We start from the raw sequence: 15664 nt of genomic DNA, 5'->3' as shown, positions 1-15664 counted from the left end.
GCCGTCCACAGCGCCGCACGCGGTCCGCCGCACTCCGTCACAGTCGGTGACGGAGGTGGTACCGCATGAACAAGACCCAAGCACTCGGACGGTACGGGGAGGAGCTGGCGACCCGCCGGCTCACCGCGACCGGCATGCACATCCTCGCCCGCAACTGGCGCTGCGGCCGGGCCGGCGAGATCGACATCGTCGCCCGCGACGGCGACACCCTCGTCATCTGCGAGGTCAAGACCCGCCGCGACGGCGCCTACGAGCACCCGATGGCCGCCGTCACACCCCGCAAGGCCGAGCGGCTCCGCCGCCTCGCCGCCTGCTGGCTCGACCGCAACGACACCCCGGCCCCCGCCGGCGGCGTCCGCATCGACGTCGTCGGCATCGTCCTGCCGCGCAAGGGCGCCCCCGTCCTCACCCACGCCCAGGGGGTGGCCTGATGGGATTCGCCCGCACCTGCTCCGTCGCCCTCGTCGGCGTCGAAGGCGTCGTCGTCGAGGTCCAGGCCGACCTCGAACCGGGCGTCGCCGCCTTCACCCTCGTCGGCCTCCCCGACAAGAGCCTCAGCGAGAGCCGCGACCGGGTCCGCGCCGCCGTCGTCAACTCCGGCGCCGAATGGCCCCAGAAGAAGCTGACCGTCGGCCTCAGCCCGGCCTCCGTCCCGAAGGGCGGCAGCGGATTCGACCTGGCCGTCGCGGCCGCGGTCCTCGGCGCCGCCGAGCGGATCGACCCGCGCACCATCGCCGACCTCGTCCTCATCGGAGAACTCGGCCTCGACGGGCGCGTCCGGCCCGTCCGCGGTGTCCTGCCCGCCGTGCTCGCCGCCGCCGAAGCCGGATACAGCCAGGTCGTCGTCCCCGAACAGACCGCCGGAGAGGCCTCGCTCGTCCCCGGGGTCTCCGTCCTCGGCGTCCGCACGCTCCGCCAGCTGATCGCCGTCCTCACCGACGAACCCGTCCCCGACGAGGAACCCTGCGAGCAAGGCCGGCCCGACGCCATGCTCGCCGGACTCCTCGTCCCCGGCGCCGGCATCAGCAGCGGACTCGCGGCCGACGCCGGCGAAGGCCCCGACCTCGCCGACGTCGCCGGCCAGCACCGGGCCCGCCTGGCCCTGGAGGTCGCCGCCGCGGGCAGCCACCACCTGCTCCTCTCCGGCCCGCCGGGCGCGGGCAAGACCATGCTCGCCGAGCGCCTGCCCGGCATCCTCCCGCCCCTCACCCGCAAGGAATCCCTGGAGGTCACCGCCGTCCACTCCGTCGCCGGGATCCTCCCGCCCGGCGAACCCCTCGTCCGCCGCGCCCCCTACTGCGCACCCCACCACTCCGCCACCATGCAGTCCCTCGTCGGCGGCGGGAACGGCCTCCCCAGGCCCGGCGCCGTCTCCCTGGCCCACCGAGGGGTCCTGTTCCTGGACGAGGCCCCGGAGTTCTCCGGCAAGGCCCTCGACGCCCTCCGCCAGCCCCTCGAATCCGGGCACGTCGTCATCGCCCGCGCCGCCGGCGTCGTGCGCCTCCCCGCCCGCTTCCTCCTCGCCCTCGCCGCCAACCCCTGCCCCTGCGGCCGCCACACGCTGTACGGCGCCGGCTGCGAATGCCCCGCCTCCGTGATCCGCCGCTACCAGGCACGGCTCTCCGGACCCCTGCTCGACCGCGTCGACCTCCGCGTCGAGGTCGAACCCGTCACCCGCGCCGACCTCCTCGGACAGGGCGGCCGGGGCGAGACCACCGCCGCCGTCGCCGCCCGGGTCCACGAAGCCAGAGCCAGGGCCGCCGCGCGCCTCGACGGCACCCCCTGGAGGGTGAACAGCGAGATCCCCGGACACGAGCTCCGCACCCGCCACCTCGCCGCACCCGGAGCCCTCGCCGACGCCGAACGCGACGTCGAGCGCGGACTGCTCACCGCCCGAGGCCTCGACCGTGTGCTCCGCGTCGCCTGGACCGTGGCCGACCTGAACGGACACGACCGGCCCGACCACCAGGACATCGGCCTCGCCCTCGAACTGCGCACCGGCGTCGCCCGCGGCGTGCCCGTCGGAGCGGGGGAGCCCGCATGACCACCACGCCCGCCCCGACCGCCCCGACGGACGAGCGCCTGGCACGCGCCACCCTCAGCCGCGCCGTCGAGCCCGGCGACGAACACGCCGGCCGCTGGCTCCGCCAGTACGGCGCCACCGGCTTCCTCGACCGCCTCCTCCACACCGGGCGCACCGGGGACGACACCTCCCCCTTCCCCGGCACCGGAGCCACACGCGTCGCCTCCTGGCGGCAACGCGCCACCGCCGCCCGCCCCGGCGACGACCTCGACACCGTCCAGCGCCTCGGCGGCCGCTTCCTCGTCCCCGGCGACACCGAATGGCCACGTCAACTCGACGACCTCGGTGACGCCCGTCCGATCGGACTCTGGGTGAGAGGCCCCGCCGACCTGCGCACCTGGGCCCTGCGCTCCGTCGCCCTCGTCGGCGCCCGCGCCTGCACCCCGTACGGCGCCCACACCGCCGCCGACCTCGCCGCCGCCCTCAGCCGACAGGGCTGGGTCGTCGTCTCCGGAGCCGCCTACGGCATCGACGGCGCCGCCCACCGGGGCGCCCTCGCCGCCGACGGCGCCACCGTCGCCGTCCTCGCCTGCGGGGTCGACACCCCCTACCCCCGCGGCCACGACCGGCTCATCCGGCGCGTCGCGGAACAGGGCCTCGTCGTCGGCGAGTTGCCACCCGACAGCCATCCCACACCCAGCCGCTTCATCCTCCGCAACCGCGTCATCGCCGCCCTCACCAGAGGAACGGTCGTCGTCGAGGCCCAGCACCGCAGCGGCTCCCTCGTCACCGCCCGCGCCGCCGCCCGGCTCGGCCGCCACACCATGGGCGTTCCAGGACCCGTGACCAGCGCACTCTCCGCCGGCGTGCACGAACTCCTGCGCGGCGACGCCACCCTCGTCACCGACGCCGACGAGATCATCGAGCTCATCGGCGAGATCGGCCGGCTCGCCCCGGCCCGCCGGGGGCCCGTCCTGCCCCGCGACCTCCTCGCCCCCGCCACCGCGCACATCCTCGAAGCGCTCCCCGCCCGCGGCCCCACCCCCACCACCGTCATCGCCCGCCGCGCCGGAACCACCCCCGACGACACCCTCGCCAAGCTGTACGAACTCCACTCGCTCGGCTTCGTCGAGCGGCACGGGGTGGGCTGGAGGTTGACGAACACCGCGACAGAAGCGTCGAACGCGCGGCGAGGCGGTACTTGACCTGGAGCATTCGGGTGAAAGGGTGAAGCCGATGAACAACCGAGTTCTCTCGGCCGCGTCCGAGGGGCCGACACGCGCCGCGGCCCCGGTTCGAAGACGTGGTCGACGGCGTCCACCCGGAGCGGCGCGATCCGCCGACGTTCGCGCACCGCGACAGCGCACTCACGCTACGCTCACGAGGATTCCCGCCAGGACACCCACCAGGACACCCACTCCGACGCACCCGACAGCAGAACGGCTCAAGGCAACGCATGCCCCAGCACACCTCCGGGTCTGACCGCGCTGCGGTGCCCCCAGCAGCCCGGGGCACCGTGCGACCTGCCGCACCGACCTCACTCGACGAGCTGTGGCGCTCGTACAAGGACACCGGCGACGAGCGGCTGCGGGAGCAGCTGATCCTGCACTACTCGCCGCTCGTCAAGTACGTGGCCGGACGGGTCAGCGTGGGGCTGCCGTCCAACGTGGAGCAGGCCGACTTCGTCTCCTCCGGCGTCTTCGGCCTCATCGACGCCATCGAGAAGTTCGACGTCGAGCGGGCGATCAAGTTCGAGACGTACGCCATCACCCGCATCCGCGGCGCCATGATCGACGAACTCCGCGCCCTGGACTGGATCCCCCGCTCCGTGCGCCAGAAGGCCCGCAACGTCGAGCGCGCCTACGCCACCCTCGAAGCCCAGCTCCGCCGGACGCCCTCCGAGAGCGAGGTCGCCGCGGAGATGGACATCACCCTGGAGGAACTGCACGGGGTCTTCAGCCAGTTGTCCCTGGCGAACGTGGTCGCCCTGGAAGAGCTGCTGCACGTCGGAGGCGAGGGCGGCGACCGGCTCTCCCTCATGGACACCCTCGAGGACACCGCCGCCGACAACCCCGTCGAGGTCGCCGAGGACCGCGAGCTGCGCCGGCTGCTCGCCCGCGCCATCAACACGCTCCCCGAGCGGGAGAAGACCGTCGTCACGCTCTACTACTACGAGGGCCTGACCCTCGCCGAGATCGGCCACGTCCTCGGCGTCACCGAGAGCCGCGTCAGCCAGATCCACACCAAGTCCGTCCTCCAGCTCCGCGCCAAGCTGGCCGACGTCGGCCGCTGACCCTTGCGGGCCGGTCGTACAGTGGTGCCGTGCCCAGGATTCGAGCGGCCTCGGTGGCCGAGCACCGGACGATGCAGCGCGGCGCCCTCCTGGACGCCGCGCGTTCCCTGCTCTCCGAGGGGGGTACGGAGGTGCTGACCTTCCCCGCCCTCGCCGAGCGCACGGGCCTGGCCCGCTCGTCGGTCTACGAGTACTTCCGGTCGCGCGCCGCCGTCGTCGAAGAGCTGTGCGCCGTCGACTTCCCCGTCTGGGCCGCCGAGGTCGAGGCCGCCATGGCCGCGGCCGACACCGCCGAGGGCAAGGTCGAGGCGTACGTCCGCACCCAGCTGGAACTGGTCGGCGACCGCCGTCACCGCGCCGTCGTCGCCATCTCCGCGAGCGAGCTGGACGACGGCGCCCGCGAGAAGATCCGTGCGGCCCACGGCGGTCTCGTCACCATGATCGTCGCCGCCCTCACGGCCCTCGGCCGCCCGCAGCCCCGCCTCGAAGCCATGCTCCTCCAGGGCGTCGTCGACGCCGCCGTCCGCCGCCTCGAACTCGGCGCCGCCGAGGACCCGGGCACCATCGCCGACGCGGCGGTCTCCATGGGCCTGGGCGGCATCCGCGGCGTCTGACGCCCCGTGCGCCCACGCCAGGGCGTGCTCCTCAGGCCGCGCCCAGCTGCTCGTAGCTCGCCCGTACGAGCCGGCGGTCGTCGCCGCGTGGGCGTCAGCCGCTTGAGCTCCGCATCCGAAATCGCCCTCCGCTCACCGGCAGCAGCCGCGACCCTCCCGCGCCGAGCAGCCGCAGGGGATTCAGATACGTCTCGCCCCGCAGCAGCCCCCAGTGCACACACGCCCGCGCGCAGTGACCGCCCGGGGCCGCGCGCGCGACGACCTCCCCGGCCCGCACCGCCGTCCCCTTCGGGACGAGCGGCTCCACCGGCCCGTAGGTGGTCCGGAGCGGTGGCCCGCCCCGGTCCGCCCCGGGACCCGTCAGCGTCAGCGTGAGCACGCCGACCCCGCCCACCGGGCCCGCGAAGGTCACCGTGCCCGCGGCCGGGGCGAGCACCGGGGTGCCCGGGGGCGCGGCGAGGTCGACGCCGCGGTGACCGGCGGCGTACGGCCCGGGCGGAGGCCGCCAGCCGCGGAGGATCTCGGGGCGGGGCGGGCCCACCGGCCACACCGCAGTGGCCAGGGCCAGGAGCAGGCTGATCGCGTAGAGGTGCATGACGGCAGGCTGCCCGCCCGTCGGCCGCCGTGGCCGGTGGCGGCGGAATCTGTGGACGACCGCCCGGTTGTGGACGGCACCGTCACCCGGCGCTCCCGGGGTCCCGTACACTTCCTATGGCGACCCGGGTCACCGGGTCGACTTCGCACGCCCCGCCACCTGCTCTTCGAGGCGGGTGGCAGCGCCTTTCGGTCCTTCGTGGCACGGCGCGCCGGGGCGTCAGGAACACAACCGAGAAAACCAAGGAGATGGCCATGGCCGTCGTCACGATGCGGGAGCTGCTGGAGAGCGGCGTCCACTTCGGTCACCAGACCCGTCGCTGGAACCCGAAGATGAAGCGCTTCATCTTCACCGAGCGCAACGGCATCTACATCATCGACCTGCTCCAGTCGCTGTCGTACATCGACCGCGCCTACGAGTTCGTCAAGGAGACCGTCGCGCACGGCGGCTCCATCATGTTCGTCGGTACGAAGAAGCAGGCCCAGGAGGCCATCGCCGAGCAGGCGACGCGTGTCGGCATGCCGTACGTCAACCAGCGTTGGCTCGGTGGCATGCTCACCAACTTCTCCACCGTCTACAAGCGTCTGCAGCGCCTCAAGGAGCTCGAGCAGATCGACTTCGAGGACGTCGCCGCCTCGGGTCTCACCAAGAAGGAGCTCCTGGTCCTCTCCCGCGAGAAGGCCAAGCTGGAGAAGACCCTCGGTGGTATCCGCGAGATGCAGAAGGTGCCGAGCGCCGTCTGGATCGTCGACACCAAGAAGGAGCACATCGCCGTCGGTGAGGCGCGCAAGCTCCACATCCCGGTCGTCGCGATCCTCGACACCAACTGCGACCCCGACGAGGTCGACTACAAGATCCCGGGCAACGACGACGCGATCCGCTCCGTCACCCTGCTCACCCGCGTGATCGCCGACGCCGTCGCCGAGGGCCTCATCGCCCGCTCCGGCGCCGCGACCGGCGACTCGAAGCCGGGCGAGAAGGCCCAGGGCGAGCCGCTCGCCGAGTGGGAGCGCGACCTGCTCGAGGGTGAGAAGAAGGCTGAGGAGGCCCCGGCCGCCGACGCTCCGGCCGCCGAGGCTCCGGCCGCTGAGGCCCCCGCCGCCGAGGCTCCGGCCGCGGACGCCGAGCAGGCCTGACCCTCCAGGACCTTCGGGTGACGACGGCGGGGGCTCACAAGGCCCCCGCCGTCCACCCGTGGACCCGCCCGATCTTTCAGACTTCGAGAGAGAAACAGACTCATGGCGAACTACACCGCCGCTGACGTCAAGAAGCTCCGCGAGCTCACCGGCGCCGGCATGATGGACTGCAAGAAGGCCCTGGACGAGGCCGACGGCAACGTCGACAAGGCCGTCGAGGCGCTCCGTATCAAGGGCCAGAAGGGCGTCGCCAAGCGCGAGGGCCGCTCTGCCGAGAACGGCGCCGTGGTCTCCCTCATCGCCGACGACAACACCTCCGGCGTCCTCGTCGAGCTGAAGTGCGAGACGGACTTCGTCGCCAAGGGTGACAAGTTCCAGGCCGTCGCCGCCCAGCTGGCCGAGCACGTCGCCGCCACCGCCCCGGCCGACCTGGAGGCGCTGCTCGCCTCCGAGATCGAGGCCGGCAAGACCGTGCAGGCGTTCGTCGACGAGGCCAACGCCAACCTCGGCGAGAAGATCGTCCTCGACCGCTTCGCGCAGTACGCCGACGGCTTCGTCTACGCGTACATGCACCGCACGATGCCCGACCTGCCGCCGCAGATCGGTGTCCTCGTCGAGTTCGACAAGGCCGACGCCGACGTCGCCAAGGGCATCGCCCAGCACATCGCCGCCTTCGCGCCGAAGTACCTCACCAAGGAAGACGTTCCGGCCGAGGTCGTCGAGTCCGAGCGTCGCATCGCCGAGGAGACCACCCGCGCCGAGGGCAAGCCCGAGGCCGCGATCGCCAAGATCGTCGAGGGTCGCGTCAACGGCTTCTTCAAGGACGCCACGCTGCTCGGCCAGCCGTACGCCCTGGACAACAAGAAGTCCGTCCAGAAGGTCCTGGACGAGGCCGGTGTCACCCTGAAGCGCTTCACGCGCATCAAGGTCGGCATCTGAGTCCGTACGCGAACGCGACGGACACCGGACCCCGGTAGGGTCTGAGGCAGTCGTCCGCGCACGCGCAGGACGACCGCAGATCTGACGAGGAGGCCATTGCCGTACGGGATACCGAGAGGACCCAAGGCAATGGCCTCCTTCGTATGTGCACGAGGAGATCTCCATGAATCAGGGCGCCGTACAGGGCGACGACAACAACGGCAAGAAGGCCGGCCGCTACATGCTGAAGCTGTCCGGAGAAGCCTTCTCCGGCGGTACCGGCCTGGGCGTCGACCCCGACGTCGTGCACGCCATCGCGCGTGAGATCGCGGCCGTCGTCCGCGACGGCGCGGAGATCGCGATCGTGATCGGCGGCGGCAACTTCTTCCGTGGCGCCGAGCTCCAGCAGCGCGGCATGGACCGGGCCCGTTCCGACTACATGGGCATGCTCGGCACCGTGATGAACTGCCTCGCGCTCCAGGACTTCCTGGAGAAGGAGGGCATCGACTCCCGCGTCCAGACCGCCATCACCATGGGCCAGGTCGCCGAGCCGTACATCCCGCTGCGCGCCGTGCGCCACCTGGAGAAGGGCCGCGTGGTCATCTTCGGTGCGGGCATGGGCATGCCGTACTTCTCCACGGACACCACCGCCGCCCAGCGTGCCCTGGAGATCGACGCCGAGGCCCTGCTGATGGGCAAGAACGGCGTGGACGGCGTCTACGACTCCGACCCGAAGGCCAACCCCGACGCGGTCAAGTTCGACGCCCTCGAGTACGGCGAGGTGATCTCCCGCGACCTCAAGGTCGCCGACGCCACCGCCATCACCCTGTGCCGGGACAACAACCTCCCGATCCTCGTCTTCGAACTGCTCACCGAGGGCAATATCGCTCGCGCGGTGAAGGGTGAGAAGATCGGCACGCTCGTGAGCGACCAGGGCACCCGGGCCTGACCCGAACCGGGGAACCGCCCCGCAAGGGGATGGACAGAGCCCTGCCGGTCGTACACCGTGCAGGACACAACGCGACGACACGCAGGAGCAAGTGGTGATCGAAGAGACCCTCCTCGAGGCCGAGGAGAAGATGGAGAAGGCCGTCGTGGTCGCCAAGGAGGACTTCGCCGCGATCCGCACCGGCCGTGCGCACCCGGCGATGTTCAACAAGATCGTGGCTGACTACTACGGCGCCATCACGCCCATCAACCAGCTGGCGTCCTTCTCGGTGCCGGAGCCGCGCATGGCCGTGGTGACCCCGTTCGACAAGAGCGCGCTGCGCAACATCGAGCAGGCCATCCGCGACTCGGACCTCGGCGTCAACCCGAGCAACGACGGCAACATCATCCGCGTGGTGTTCCCCGAGCTGACCGAGGAGCGCCGCCGGGAGTACATCAAGGTCGCCAAGGGCAAGGCCGAGGACTCGAAGATCTCGATCCGCTCGGTGCGCCGCAAGGCCAAGGAGACCATCGACAAGCTCGTCAAGGACGGCGAGGTCGGCGAGGACGAGGGCCGCCGCGCCGAGAAGGAGCTCGACGACACCACCGCGAAGTACGTCGCGCAGGTGGACGAGCTGCTCAAGCACAAGGAAGCCGAGCTGCTCGAGGTCTGATGAACGACTCTTCCTGGGGGGCCCCGGCCGGTTCCGGCTACGGGGGACCCGACCAGGGGCCTGCCCCGGCGGGTCCCGCATACGATCGGCAGCAGGCGGCGCAGACTCGGCCCATGCCCATCGTGCCCGACGTTCCCGCCGGCGGATTCCAGGACGGTCACGGCCGGGGGGCCGCTCACCCGAGCGGTCCCCTGTTCCGTGACGAGACGCCGCACGAGCACCCGCAGGAGCCCATGTCCAGCCCCACCCCGCCTCCGCCGTCCGCGCCGTCGTCGGCGCCCCGGCAGAAGAAGAGCGCGGGCCGTGACCTGGGCGCGGCCATAGGGGTCGGGGTCGGTCTCGGTGCCGTCATCATCGCGTCGCTGTTCATCTGGAAGCCGGCGTTCGTCGGAGTGATAGCGGTCGCCGTGGTCGTCGGCCTGTGGGAGCTCACCTCCCGCCTCCAGGAGCGCAAGGCGATCAAGGCTCCGCTGGTGCCGCTCGCGGTCGGCGGCGCGGCGATGGTCGTCGCCGGCTACGTCCGCGGCGCCGAGGGCGCCTGGGTGGCGATGGCCCTCACGGCGCTCGCGGTGCTCGTCTGGCGGATGACGGAGCCGCCCGAGGGCTATCTGAAGGACGTCACGGCGGGGGTCTTCGCCGCGTTCTACGTGCCGTTCCTCGCGACCTTCGTGGCGATGCTGCTGACCGCGGACGACGGGGCGCAGCGGGTGCTGACGTTCCTGATCCTCACGGTCGTGAGCGACACCGGGGCGTACGCGGTCGGCTGGCGCTTCGGCAAGCACAAGCTGGCCCCGCGGATCAGCCCCGGCAAGACCCGCGAGGGCCTGGTCGGCGCGGTGACGTTCGCGATGGGGGCGGGCGCGCTGTGCATGCAGTTCATGATCGACGACGGTGCCTGGTGGCAGGGCCTGATCCTCGGTCTCGCGGTGGCGGCGAGCGCGACGCTCGGCGACCTCGGCGAGTCCATGATCAAGCGCGACCTCGGCATCAAGGACATGGGCACGCTGCTGCCGGGCCACGGCGGCATCATGGACCGGCTTGACTCGCTGCTGCCGACGGCACCGGTGGTGTGGCTGCTGCTCGCCCTGTTCGTCGGAACGGGTTGACGGACAGCGGGTACTCTGGAAGGGCTCGTGGCACGTGTGCTGCGGGCCCTTCCGTCGTCCCCGCCGCTGCGGGGACGGTCCCGTGAGGTCTCCTGGCTTCGGCATCGTGATGCCGCCCTCCCCGCCGCCGCGGGGATCCCAGACCTCGTGCCGTCTGAGGAGACACCCGATCGTGGCCCGTCCAGTGCCCGGAGAACTCACTTTCGTCGCCCCCCGCGGAGCCAAGAAGCCGCCGCGGCACCTCGCCGACCTCTCGCCCGCCGAGCGGAAGGAGGCCGTCGCCGCGATCGGCGAGAAGCCCTTCCGCGCCAAGCAGCTGTCGACGCACTACTTCGCGCGGTACGCGCACGACCCCGCCGAGTGGACCGACATCCCGGCCGCCTCGCGGGAGAAGCTGGCCGGGGAGCTGCTGCCCGACCTGATGTCCGTGGTGCGGCACATCTCGTGCGACGACGACACCACCCGTAAGACCCTGTGGAAGCTGCACGACGGCACGCTCGTGGAGTCGGTGCTCATGCGCTACCCGGACCGGGTGACCATGTGCATCTCCTCGCAGGCCGGCTGCGGGATGAACTGCCCGTTCTGCGCGACCGGGCAGGCGGGCCTCGACCGGAACCTGTCGACCGCCGAGATCGTGCACCAGATCGTGGACGGCATGCGTTCGCTGCGGGACGGGGAGGTGCCCGGGGGACCGGCGCGGCTCTCCAACATCGTCTTCATGGGCATGGGCGAGCCGCTCGCGAACTACAAGCGGGTCGTCGGAGCCATCCGGCGGCTCACCGACCCCGAGCCGGACGGCCTCGGGCTCTCGCAGCGCGGCATCACCGTCTCGACCGTCGGCCTCGTGCCCGCGATGCTGCGCTTCGCCGACGAGGGCTTCAAGTGCCGTCTCGCCGTCTCGCTGCACGCGCCGGACGACGAGCTCCGCGACACCCTCGTGCCCGTCAACACGCGCTGGAAGGTCCGCGAGGTCCTCGACGCCGCCTGGGAGTACGCGGAGAAGTCCGGCCGCCGGATCTCCATCGAGTACGCCCTCATCCGGGACATCAACGACCAGGCCTGGCGTGGTGACCTGCTCGGCCGCCTCCTCAAGGGCAAGCGGGTGCACGTCAACCTCATTCCGCTGAACCCGACGCCCGGATCGAAGTGGACGGCGTCCCGCCCCGAGGACGAGAAGGCCTTCGTCGAGGCGATCGCCCGCCACGGAGTGCCGGTGACCGTGCGGGACACCCGCGGTCAGGAGATCGACGGTGCCTGTGGACAGCTCGCGGCCGCCGAGCGCTGACCTTGTAGTCTGAGCTCGAACACATCTCCATATTCCGACAGGGGAGCGCCACAGCGCTGAGAGTGCGGTAACCGTAGACCGCAGACCCTCTGAACCTCGCCCAGGTCATTCTGGGTAGGAAGTTCGGTCGTAACTCAAGCTGTTGCGCCCTGCCCGCGACCGGTCCGCCGGTCGTGGGCAGGGCCGCGTCTCTTCCTGGTCATACCCAGGAGGAATCCAGTGAGCATCAAGAAGGCCGCCGCCGTCGCGCTCGTCGCGGCGTTCGGCGTCACCAGCCTCGCCGCGTGCGGCACCGACGACGTCCGGGGCGCGGCGGGCAAGACCGACCAGCCCGCGCCGAAGACGGTGACGCTGGTGAGCCACGACTCGTTCAACGCCTCCAAGGAAGTCCTCGCGGACTTCACCAAGCAGACCGGCTTCACGGTCAAGGTGCTGAAGAGCGGCGACGCCGGCGAGGCCGTCAACAAGGAGATCCTGACCAAGGGCTCCCCGCAGGGTGACGTCTTCTTCGGCGTCGACAACACGCTCCTCTCCCGCGCCCTCGACAACGGGATCTTCGTCCCGTACGAGGCGAAGGGCCTGGACCGGGTCCCGGCGACGTACCAGCTCGACAAGGAGCACCGGGTCACCCCGATCGACTCCGGCGACATCTGCGTCAACTACGACAAGAAGTACTTCGCGGACAAGAAGCTGGCGCCGCCGGTCACCTTCGACGACCTGGCGAAGCCGGAGTACAAGAACCTGCTCGTCGTGGAGAACCCCGAGCTGTCCTCCCCGGGCCTCGGCTTCCTGCTCGGCACGGCCGCGAAGTACGGCGACGACGGCTGGCAGGACTACTGGAAGAAGCTCAAGGCCAACGGTGTGAAGACCGTCGACAGCTGGGAGCTCGCCTACAACCAGGAGTTCTCCGGCTCGGCCGGCGGCAAGCAGGCCAAGGGCGACCGGCCGCTGGTCGTGTCGTACGCCTCCAGCCCGCCGGTCGAGGTGCTGTACGGCGAGCCGCAGCCGAAGGTGGCGCCCACCGGCGTCTCCACCGGCACCTGCTTCCGGCAGGTCGAGTTCGCCGGCCTGCTGAACGGCGCGAAGAACCCCGAGGGCGGCAAGGCGCTGATCGACTTCCTGATCTCCAAGAAGTTCCAGGAGGACATGCCGCTCCAGATGTTCGTCAACCCGGTGGCGAAGGACGCGGCCCTGCCGGAGCTGTTCACCAAGCACGGTGTGGTGATCGCCAAGCCGGAGACCATGGCGCCCGAGAAGATCGCCGAGAAGCGTGACCCGTGGATCCAGCAGTGGTCGTCGCTCGTCCTGAAGTAGCGCGTCCCGAGGGAGCGCGTCCCGGCGTGAGGCGCGACCTCAAGGGGGACGCGACGCGGCTCGGGCTCATGGCCCTGCCCGTCGCGTTCTTCGGGGTCTTCTTCGCCTGGCCCGTCGTGTCCATCGTGGACCGGGGGCTGCGGCCCGACGGCGCCTGGCGGTTCGGCCGGATCGGCGAGACGCTGAGCCGGCCGGACATCCTCGACGTGCTCGGCTTCACCGTGTGGCAGGCGCTCGCCTCCACCGGGCTCACCCTCCTGGTCGCGCTGCCCGGGGCGTACGTCTTCGCCCGCTTCGAGTTCCCCGGCAAGCGCGTGCTGCGGGCCGTCGTCACGGTGCCGTTCGTGCTGCCGACCGTCCTCGTCGGCACGGCGTTCCTGGCGCTCGTCGGCCGGAACGGGCTCACCGACGAGCTGTGGGGGCTGCGGCTCGACACCAGCGTGTGGGCGATCCTCCTCGCGCACGTCTTCTTCAACTACGCGGTCGTCGTGAGGACCGTCGGCGGCCTCTGGTCGCAGCTCGACCCGCGCCAGGAGGAGGCCGCCCGGGTCCTCGGCGCCTCGCGCTGGCGGGCCTGGCGGACGGTGACGCTGCCCGCGCTCGTGCCGTCGGTGGCGGCGGCCGCCCTGATGGTCTTCCTCTTCACCTTCACCTCCTTCGGCGTCGTGCAGATCCTCGGCGGGGACCAGTACTCCACCCTGGAGTCCGAGATCTACCGGCAGACCGCCCGGCTGCTCGACCTGTCGACGGCGGCGGTCCTCACCCTCGTCCAGTTCGCGGCCGTCGGCGCGATCCTGGGCGTGCACGCCTGGGCCGTACGGCGGCGGGAGACCGCCCTGCGGCTCGTGGCGCCGGAGCGGACCGCGCGCCGGCCGCGCGGCGTCGGGCAGTGGATGCTGCTCGCCGCCGTGCTGCTGTCCGTGGCGCTGCTGATCCTGCTGCCGCTCGGCGTGCTCGTGGAGCGCTCCTTCGCCGGACCGCACGGGTACGGGCTCGGCTACTACCGGGCGCTCGGCTCGCTCGACGCGTCCGGGACCTTCCTCGTCCCACCCCTGGAGGCGATCGGGAACTCGCTGCGGTACGCGGTGGCCGCCACCGCCCTCGCGGTGCTGATCGGCGGACTCGCGGCGGCGGCCCTCACCCTCCCCCATTCTCGGCTTCGCTCGAACGGGGGGACCCCCATGGCCGGGCGGCTCGTACGGGGCTTCGACGCGCTGCTCATGCTGCCGCTCGGCGTCTCCGCCGTCACCGTCGGCTTCGGCTTCCTCATCACGCTCGACGAGCCGCCGCTCGACCTGCGGGCCAGCTGGATCCTCGTACCCCTCGCGCAGGCCCTGGTCGGCGTCCCCTTCGTCGTACGGACGATGCTGCCGGTCCTGCGCGCGGTGGACGAGCGGCTGCGGGAGGCGGCGGCCGTGCTCGGCGCCTCGCCGTGGCGGGCCTGGCGGGAGGTGGACCTGCCGATGGTGCGGCGGGCGCTGCTCATCGCGGCCGGGTTCGCCTTCGCGGTGTCGCTCGGCGAGTTCGGGGCGACCGTGTTCATCGCCAGGCCCGACAATCCCACGCTGCCGGTCGCGGTGGCCCGGCTGCTCGGCCGGCCCGGCGAGCTCAACTACGGCCAGGCCATGGCCCTCTCGACGATTCTGATGGTGGTGTGCGCGGTGTCCCTGCTGCTGCTCGAACGGCTCCGCACCGACCGGACCTCCGGGGAGTTCTGATGCTGTCGATCGAGGACGCGACCGTACGGTTCGGGGAACGGGCCGTGCTCGACGCCGTGGACCTGGACGTCGCCGAGCACGAGATCGTGTGCGTGCTCGGCCCCAGCGGCAGCGGCAAGTCCACGCTGCTGCGGGCCGTCGCCGGACTCCAGCCGCTGGACGCGGGCCGGGTGCTGCTGGGCGGCGCCGACCAGGCCGGGGTGCCGGTGCACCGGCGGGGCGTCGGTCTCATGTTCCAGGACCACCAGCTCTTCCCGCAGCGGGACGTCGGCGGCAACGTCGCCTTCGGTCTTCGCATGCGGGGCGCCCGGAAGGCGGAGCAGGCCGAGCGGGTACGGGAGCTGCTCGACCTCGTCGGACTCCCCGGCGCCGAGCGGCGGTCCGTCGCCGCGCTCTCCGGCGGCGAGCAGCAGCGGGTGGCGCTCGCCCGCGCCCTCGCGCCCTCGCCCCGGCTCCTCATGCTGGACGAACCGCTCGGCCAGCTCGACCGGGGGCTGCGGGAGCGGCTCGTCGTGGAGCTGCGGCAGCTCTTCGGGCGGCTCGGGACGACGGTCCTCGCCGTCACCCACGACCAGGGCGAGGCCTTCGCGCTCGCCGACCGGCTCGTGGTCATGCGGGACGGGCGGATCGCCCAGTCGGGTGCGCCGGCGGACGTGTGGGCGCGGCCCGCGTCGGAGTTCGTGGCCCGGTTCCTCGGCTTCGACAACGTGGTGGCGGCGCGGGTGACGGGCGGGATCGCGCAGACCGTGTGGGGGAAGGTCCCGGTCCCGGACGGCTCGCCGGAGGGCGAGCGGCGGCTCCTCGTCCGCCCCGCCGGGGTGCGCCTCGTGGAGGAGGGCCCGGCCTGGACGGTGGAGTCCCGGACCTTCCGGGGCAGCCAGGTCCTCGTTCGGCTCCGCCCGGCCGAGGGGCCCGATCTGGAGGCCGAGCTTCCGCTCCGGGAGGCGCCGGAGGAGGGCGCCCGGGTGGGCGTGGAGTTCCGGGGGGAGGACGTGGTGGTGCTGGGGGACGACACTCCGTAGCGCGGGGTGCGATGAGTTTTCGTCGCCGGGGGAGTCTGC

At 71.9% G+C, this 15664-nt stretch carries 15 protein-coding genes; 14 read left to right on the top strand and 1 reads right to left on the bottom strand.

All coding sequences use genetic code 11. The features are described from left to right. Positions 1 to 65 precede the first annotated feature (65 nt). From ACZ7HT_RS02400 to ACZ7HT_RS02380, 5 genes are all read left to right on the top strand, one after another. The gene (locus ACZ7HT_RS02400) at positions 66 to 431 is read left to right on the top strand and encodes a YraN family protein (protein ID WP_471158858.1); all 366 of its coding nucleotides are present in this window, start codon (positions 66 to 68) and stop codon (positions 429 to 431) included. Beyond that, complete coding sequence (locus ACZ7HT_RS02395; RefSeq protein ID WP_471158856.1) at positions 431 to 2044, top strand: YifB family Mg chelatase-like AAA ATPase; 1614 nt, start codon at positions 431 to 433, stop codon at positions 2042 to 2044. The genes ACZ7HT_RS02400 and ACZ7HT_RS02395 overlap by 1 nt, the downstream gene beginning before the upstream one ends. After that, the gene (gene dprA / locus ACZ7HT_RS02390) at positions 2041 to 3228 is read left to right on the top strand and encodes a DNA-processing protein DprA (RefSeq protein WP_471158854.1); all 1188 of its coding nucleotides are present in this window, start codon (positions 2041 to 2043) and stop codon (positions 3226 to 3228) included. The genes ACZ7HT_RS02395 and dprA overlap by 4 nt, the downstream gene beginning before the upstream one ends. A gap of 251 nt (positions 3229 to 3479) precedes the next feature. Further along, the gene (whiG, locus tag ACZ7HT_RS02385; RefSeq protein ID WP_471158852.1) at positions 3480 to 4316 is read left to right on the top strand and encodes an RNA polymerase sigma factor WhiG; all 837 of its coding nucleotides are present in this window, start codon (positions 3480 to 3482) and stop codon (positions 4314 to 4316) included. Positions 4317 to 4369: 53 nt separating this feature from the next. Continuing rightward, a complete protein-coding gene (locus ACZ7HT_RS02380) occupies positions 4370 to 4930 on the top strand; it encodes a TetR/AcrR family transcriptional regulator (RefSeq protein ID WP_471159046.1) in 561 nt (186 codons plus the stop codon). A 94-nt stretch (positions 4931 to 5024) separates the two neighbouring features. Here the strand turns inward: ACZ7HT_RS02380 and ACZ7HT_RS02375 are convergent, their stop codons facing one another. Then, a complete protein-coding gene (locus ACZ7HT_RS02375) occupies positions 5025 to 5525 on the bottom strand; it encodes a M23 family metallopeptidase (RefSeq protein ID WP_471158850.1) in 501 nt (166 codons plus the stop codon). Between the two features lie 254 nt (positions 5526 to 5779). Between ACZ7HT_RS02375 and rpsB the strand changes: the two genes are divergently transcribed. From rpsB to ACZ7HT_RS02330, 9 genes are all read left to right on the top strand, one after another. Then, positions 5780 to 6661: a 30S ribosomal protein S2 gene (gene rpsB, locus ACZ7HT_RS02370; RefSeq protein ID WP_471158848.1), complete on the top strand. Its 882-nt coding sequence runs from the start codon at positions 5780 to 5782 to the stop codon at positions 6659 to 6661. Positions 6662 to 6763: 102 nt separating this feature from the next. After that, positions 6764 to 7600, top strand: coding sequence for a translation elongation factor Ts (gene tsf, locus ACZ7HT_RS02365; RefSeq protein ID WP_471158846.1), 837 nt, complete (start codon positions 6764 to 6766; stop codon positions 7598 to 7600). 163 nt (positions 7601 to 7763) lie between these two features. Beyond that, complete coding sequence (gene pyrH, locus ACZ7HT_RS02360; protein ID WP_015036487.1) at positions 7764 to 8528, top strand: UMP kinase; 765 nt, start codon at positions 7764 to 7766, stop codon at positions 8526 to 8528. A gap of 94 nt (positions 8529 to 8622) precedes the next feature. Further along, positions 8623 to 9180, top strand: a complete 558-nt coding sequence (gene frr / locus ACZ7HT_RS02355) for a ribosome recycling factor (protein WP_026057589.1) — start codon at positions 8623 to 8625, stop codon at positions 9178 to 9180. Further along, on the top strand, positions 9180 to 10286 hold the full coding sequence (locus ACZ7HT_RS02350) for a phosphatidate cytidylyltransferase (RefSeq protein ID WP_471158844.1): 1107 nt from the start codon (positions 9180 to 9182) through the stop codon (positions 10284 to 10286). The genes frr and ACZ7HT_RS02350 overlap by 1 nt, the downstream gene beginning before the upstream one ends. 172 nt (positions 10287 to 10458) lie before the next feature. After that, positions 10459 to 11571, top strand: a complete 1113-nt coding sequence (gene rlmN, locus ACZ7HT_RS02345) for a dual-specificity RNA methyltransferase RlmN (RefSeq protein ID WP_181924493.1) — start codon at positions 10459 to 10461, stop codon at positions 11569 to 11571. Between the two features lie 219 nt (positions 11572 to 11790). Continuing rightward, complete coding sequence (locus ACZ7HT_RS02340) at positions 11791 to 12885, top strand: thiamine ABC transporter substrate-binding protein (protein WP_471158841.1); 1095 nt, start codon at positions 11791 to 11793, stop codon at positions 12883 to 12885. Between the two features lie 68 nt (positions 12886 to 12953). Continuing rightward, positions 12954 to 14603, top strand: coding sequence for an ABC transporter permease (locus ACZ7HT_RS02335; protein WP_471159044.1), 1650 nt, complete (start codon positions 12954 to 12956; stop codon positions 14601 to 14603). Continuing rightward, complete coding sequence (locus ACZ7HT_RS02330) at positions 14603 to 15625, top strand: ABC transporter ATP-binding protein (RefSeq protein ID WP_471158839.1); 1023 nt, start codon at positions 14603 to 14605, stop codon at positions 15623 to 15625. Before ACZ7HT_RS02335 ends, ACZ7HT_RS02330 begins: the two co-directional genes overlap by 1 nt. Positions 15626 to 15664 lie beyond the last annotated feature (39 nt).

It is taken from the genome of Streptomyces sp. NPDC037410 (assembly GCF_055602235.1).
The sequence above is the reverse complement of the archived record's forward strand: the minus strand, read 5'-3'. Positions and strand labels throughout refer to the sequence as shown.

Excerpts from the sequence above, each read along its gene's own strand:
- ACZ7HT_RS02400 (WP_471158858.1), top strand. The coding sequence starts at position 66 with ATGAACAAGACCCAAGCACTCGGACGGTACGGGGAGGAGCTGGCGACC.
- ACZ7HT_RS02395 (WP_471158856.1), top strand. The coding sequence starts at position 431 with ATGGGATTCGCCCGCACCTGCTCCGTCGCCCTCGTCGGCGTCGAAGGC.
- dprA (WP_471158854.1), top strand. The coding sequence starts at position 2,041 with ATGACCACCACGCCCGCCCCGACCGCCCCGACGGACGAGCGCCTGGCA.
- whiG (WP_471158852.1), top strand. The coding sequence starts at position 3,480 with ATGCCCCAGCACACCTCCGGGTCTGACCGCGCTGCGGTGCCCCCAGCA.
- ACZ7HT_RS02375 (WP_471158850.1), bottom strand. The coding sequence starts at position 5,525 with ATGCACCTCTACGCGATCAGCCTGCTCCTGGCCCTGGCCACTGCGGTG.
- rpsB (WP_471158848.1), top strand. The coding sequence starts at position 5,780 with ATGGCCGTCGTCACGATGCGGGAGCTGCTGGAGAGCGGCGTCCACTTC.
- tsf (WP_471158846.1), top strand. The coding sequence starts at position 6,764 with ATGGCGAACTACACCGCCGCTGACGTCAAGAAGCTCCGCGAGCTCACC.
- pyrH (WP_015036487.1), top strand. The coding sequence starts at position 7,764 with ATGAATCAGGGCGCCGTACAGGGCGACGACAACAACGGCAAGAAGGCC.
- ACZ7HT_RS02350 (WP_471158844.1), top strand. The coding sequence starts at position 9,180 with ATGAACGACTCTTCCTGGGGGGCCCCGGCCGGTTCCGGCTACGGGGGA.
- ACZ7HT_RS02335 (WP_471159044.1), top strand. The coding sequence starts at position 12,954 with ATGGCCCTGCCCGTCGCGTTCTTCGGGGTCTTCTTCGCCTGGCCCGTC.
- ACZ7HT_RS02330 (WP_471158839.1), top strand. The coding sequence starts at position 14,603 with ATGCTGTCGATCGAGGACGCGACCGTACGGTTCGGGGAACGGGCCGTG.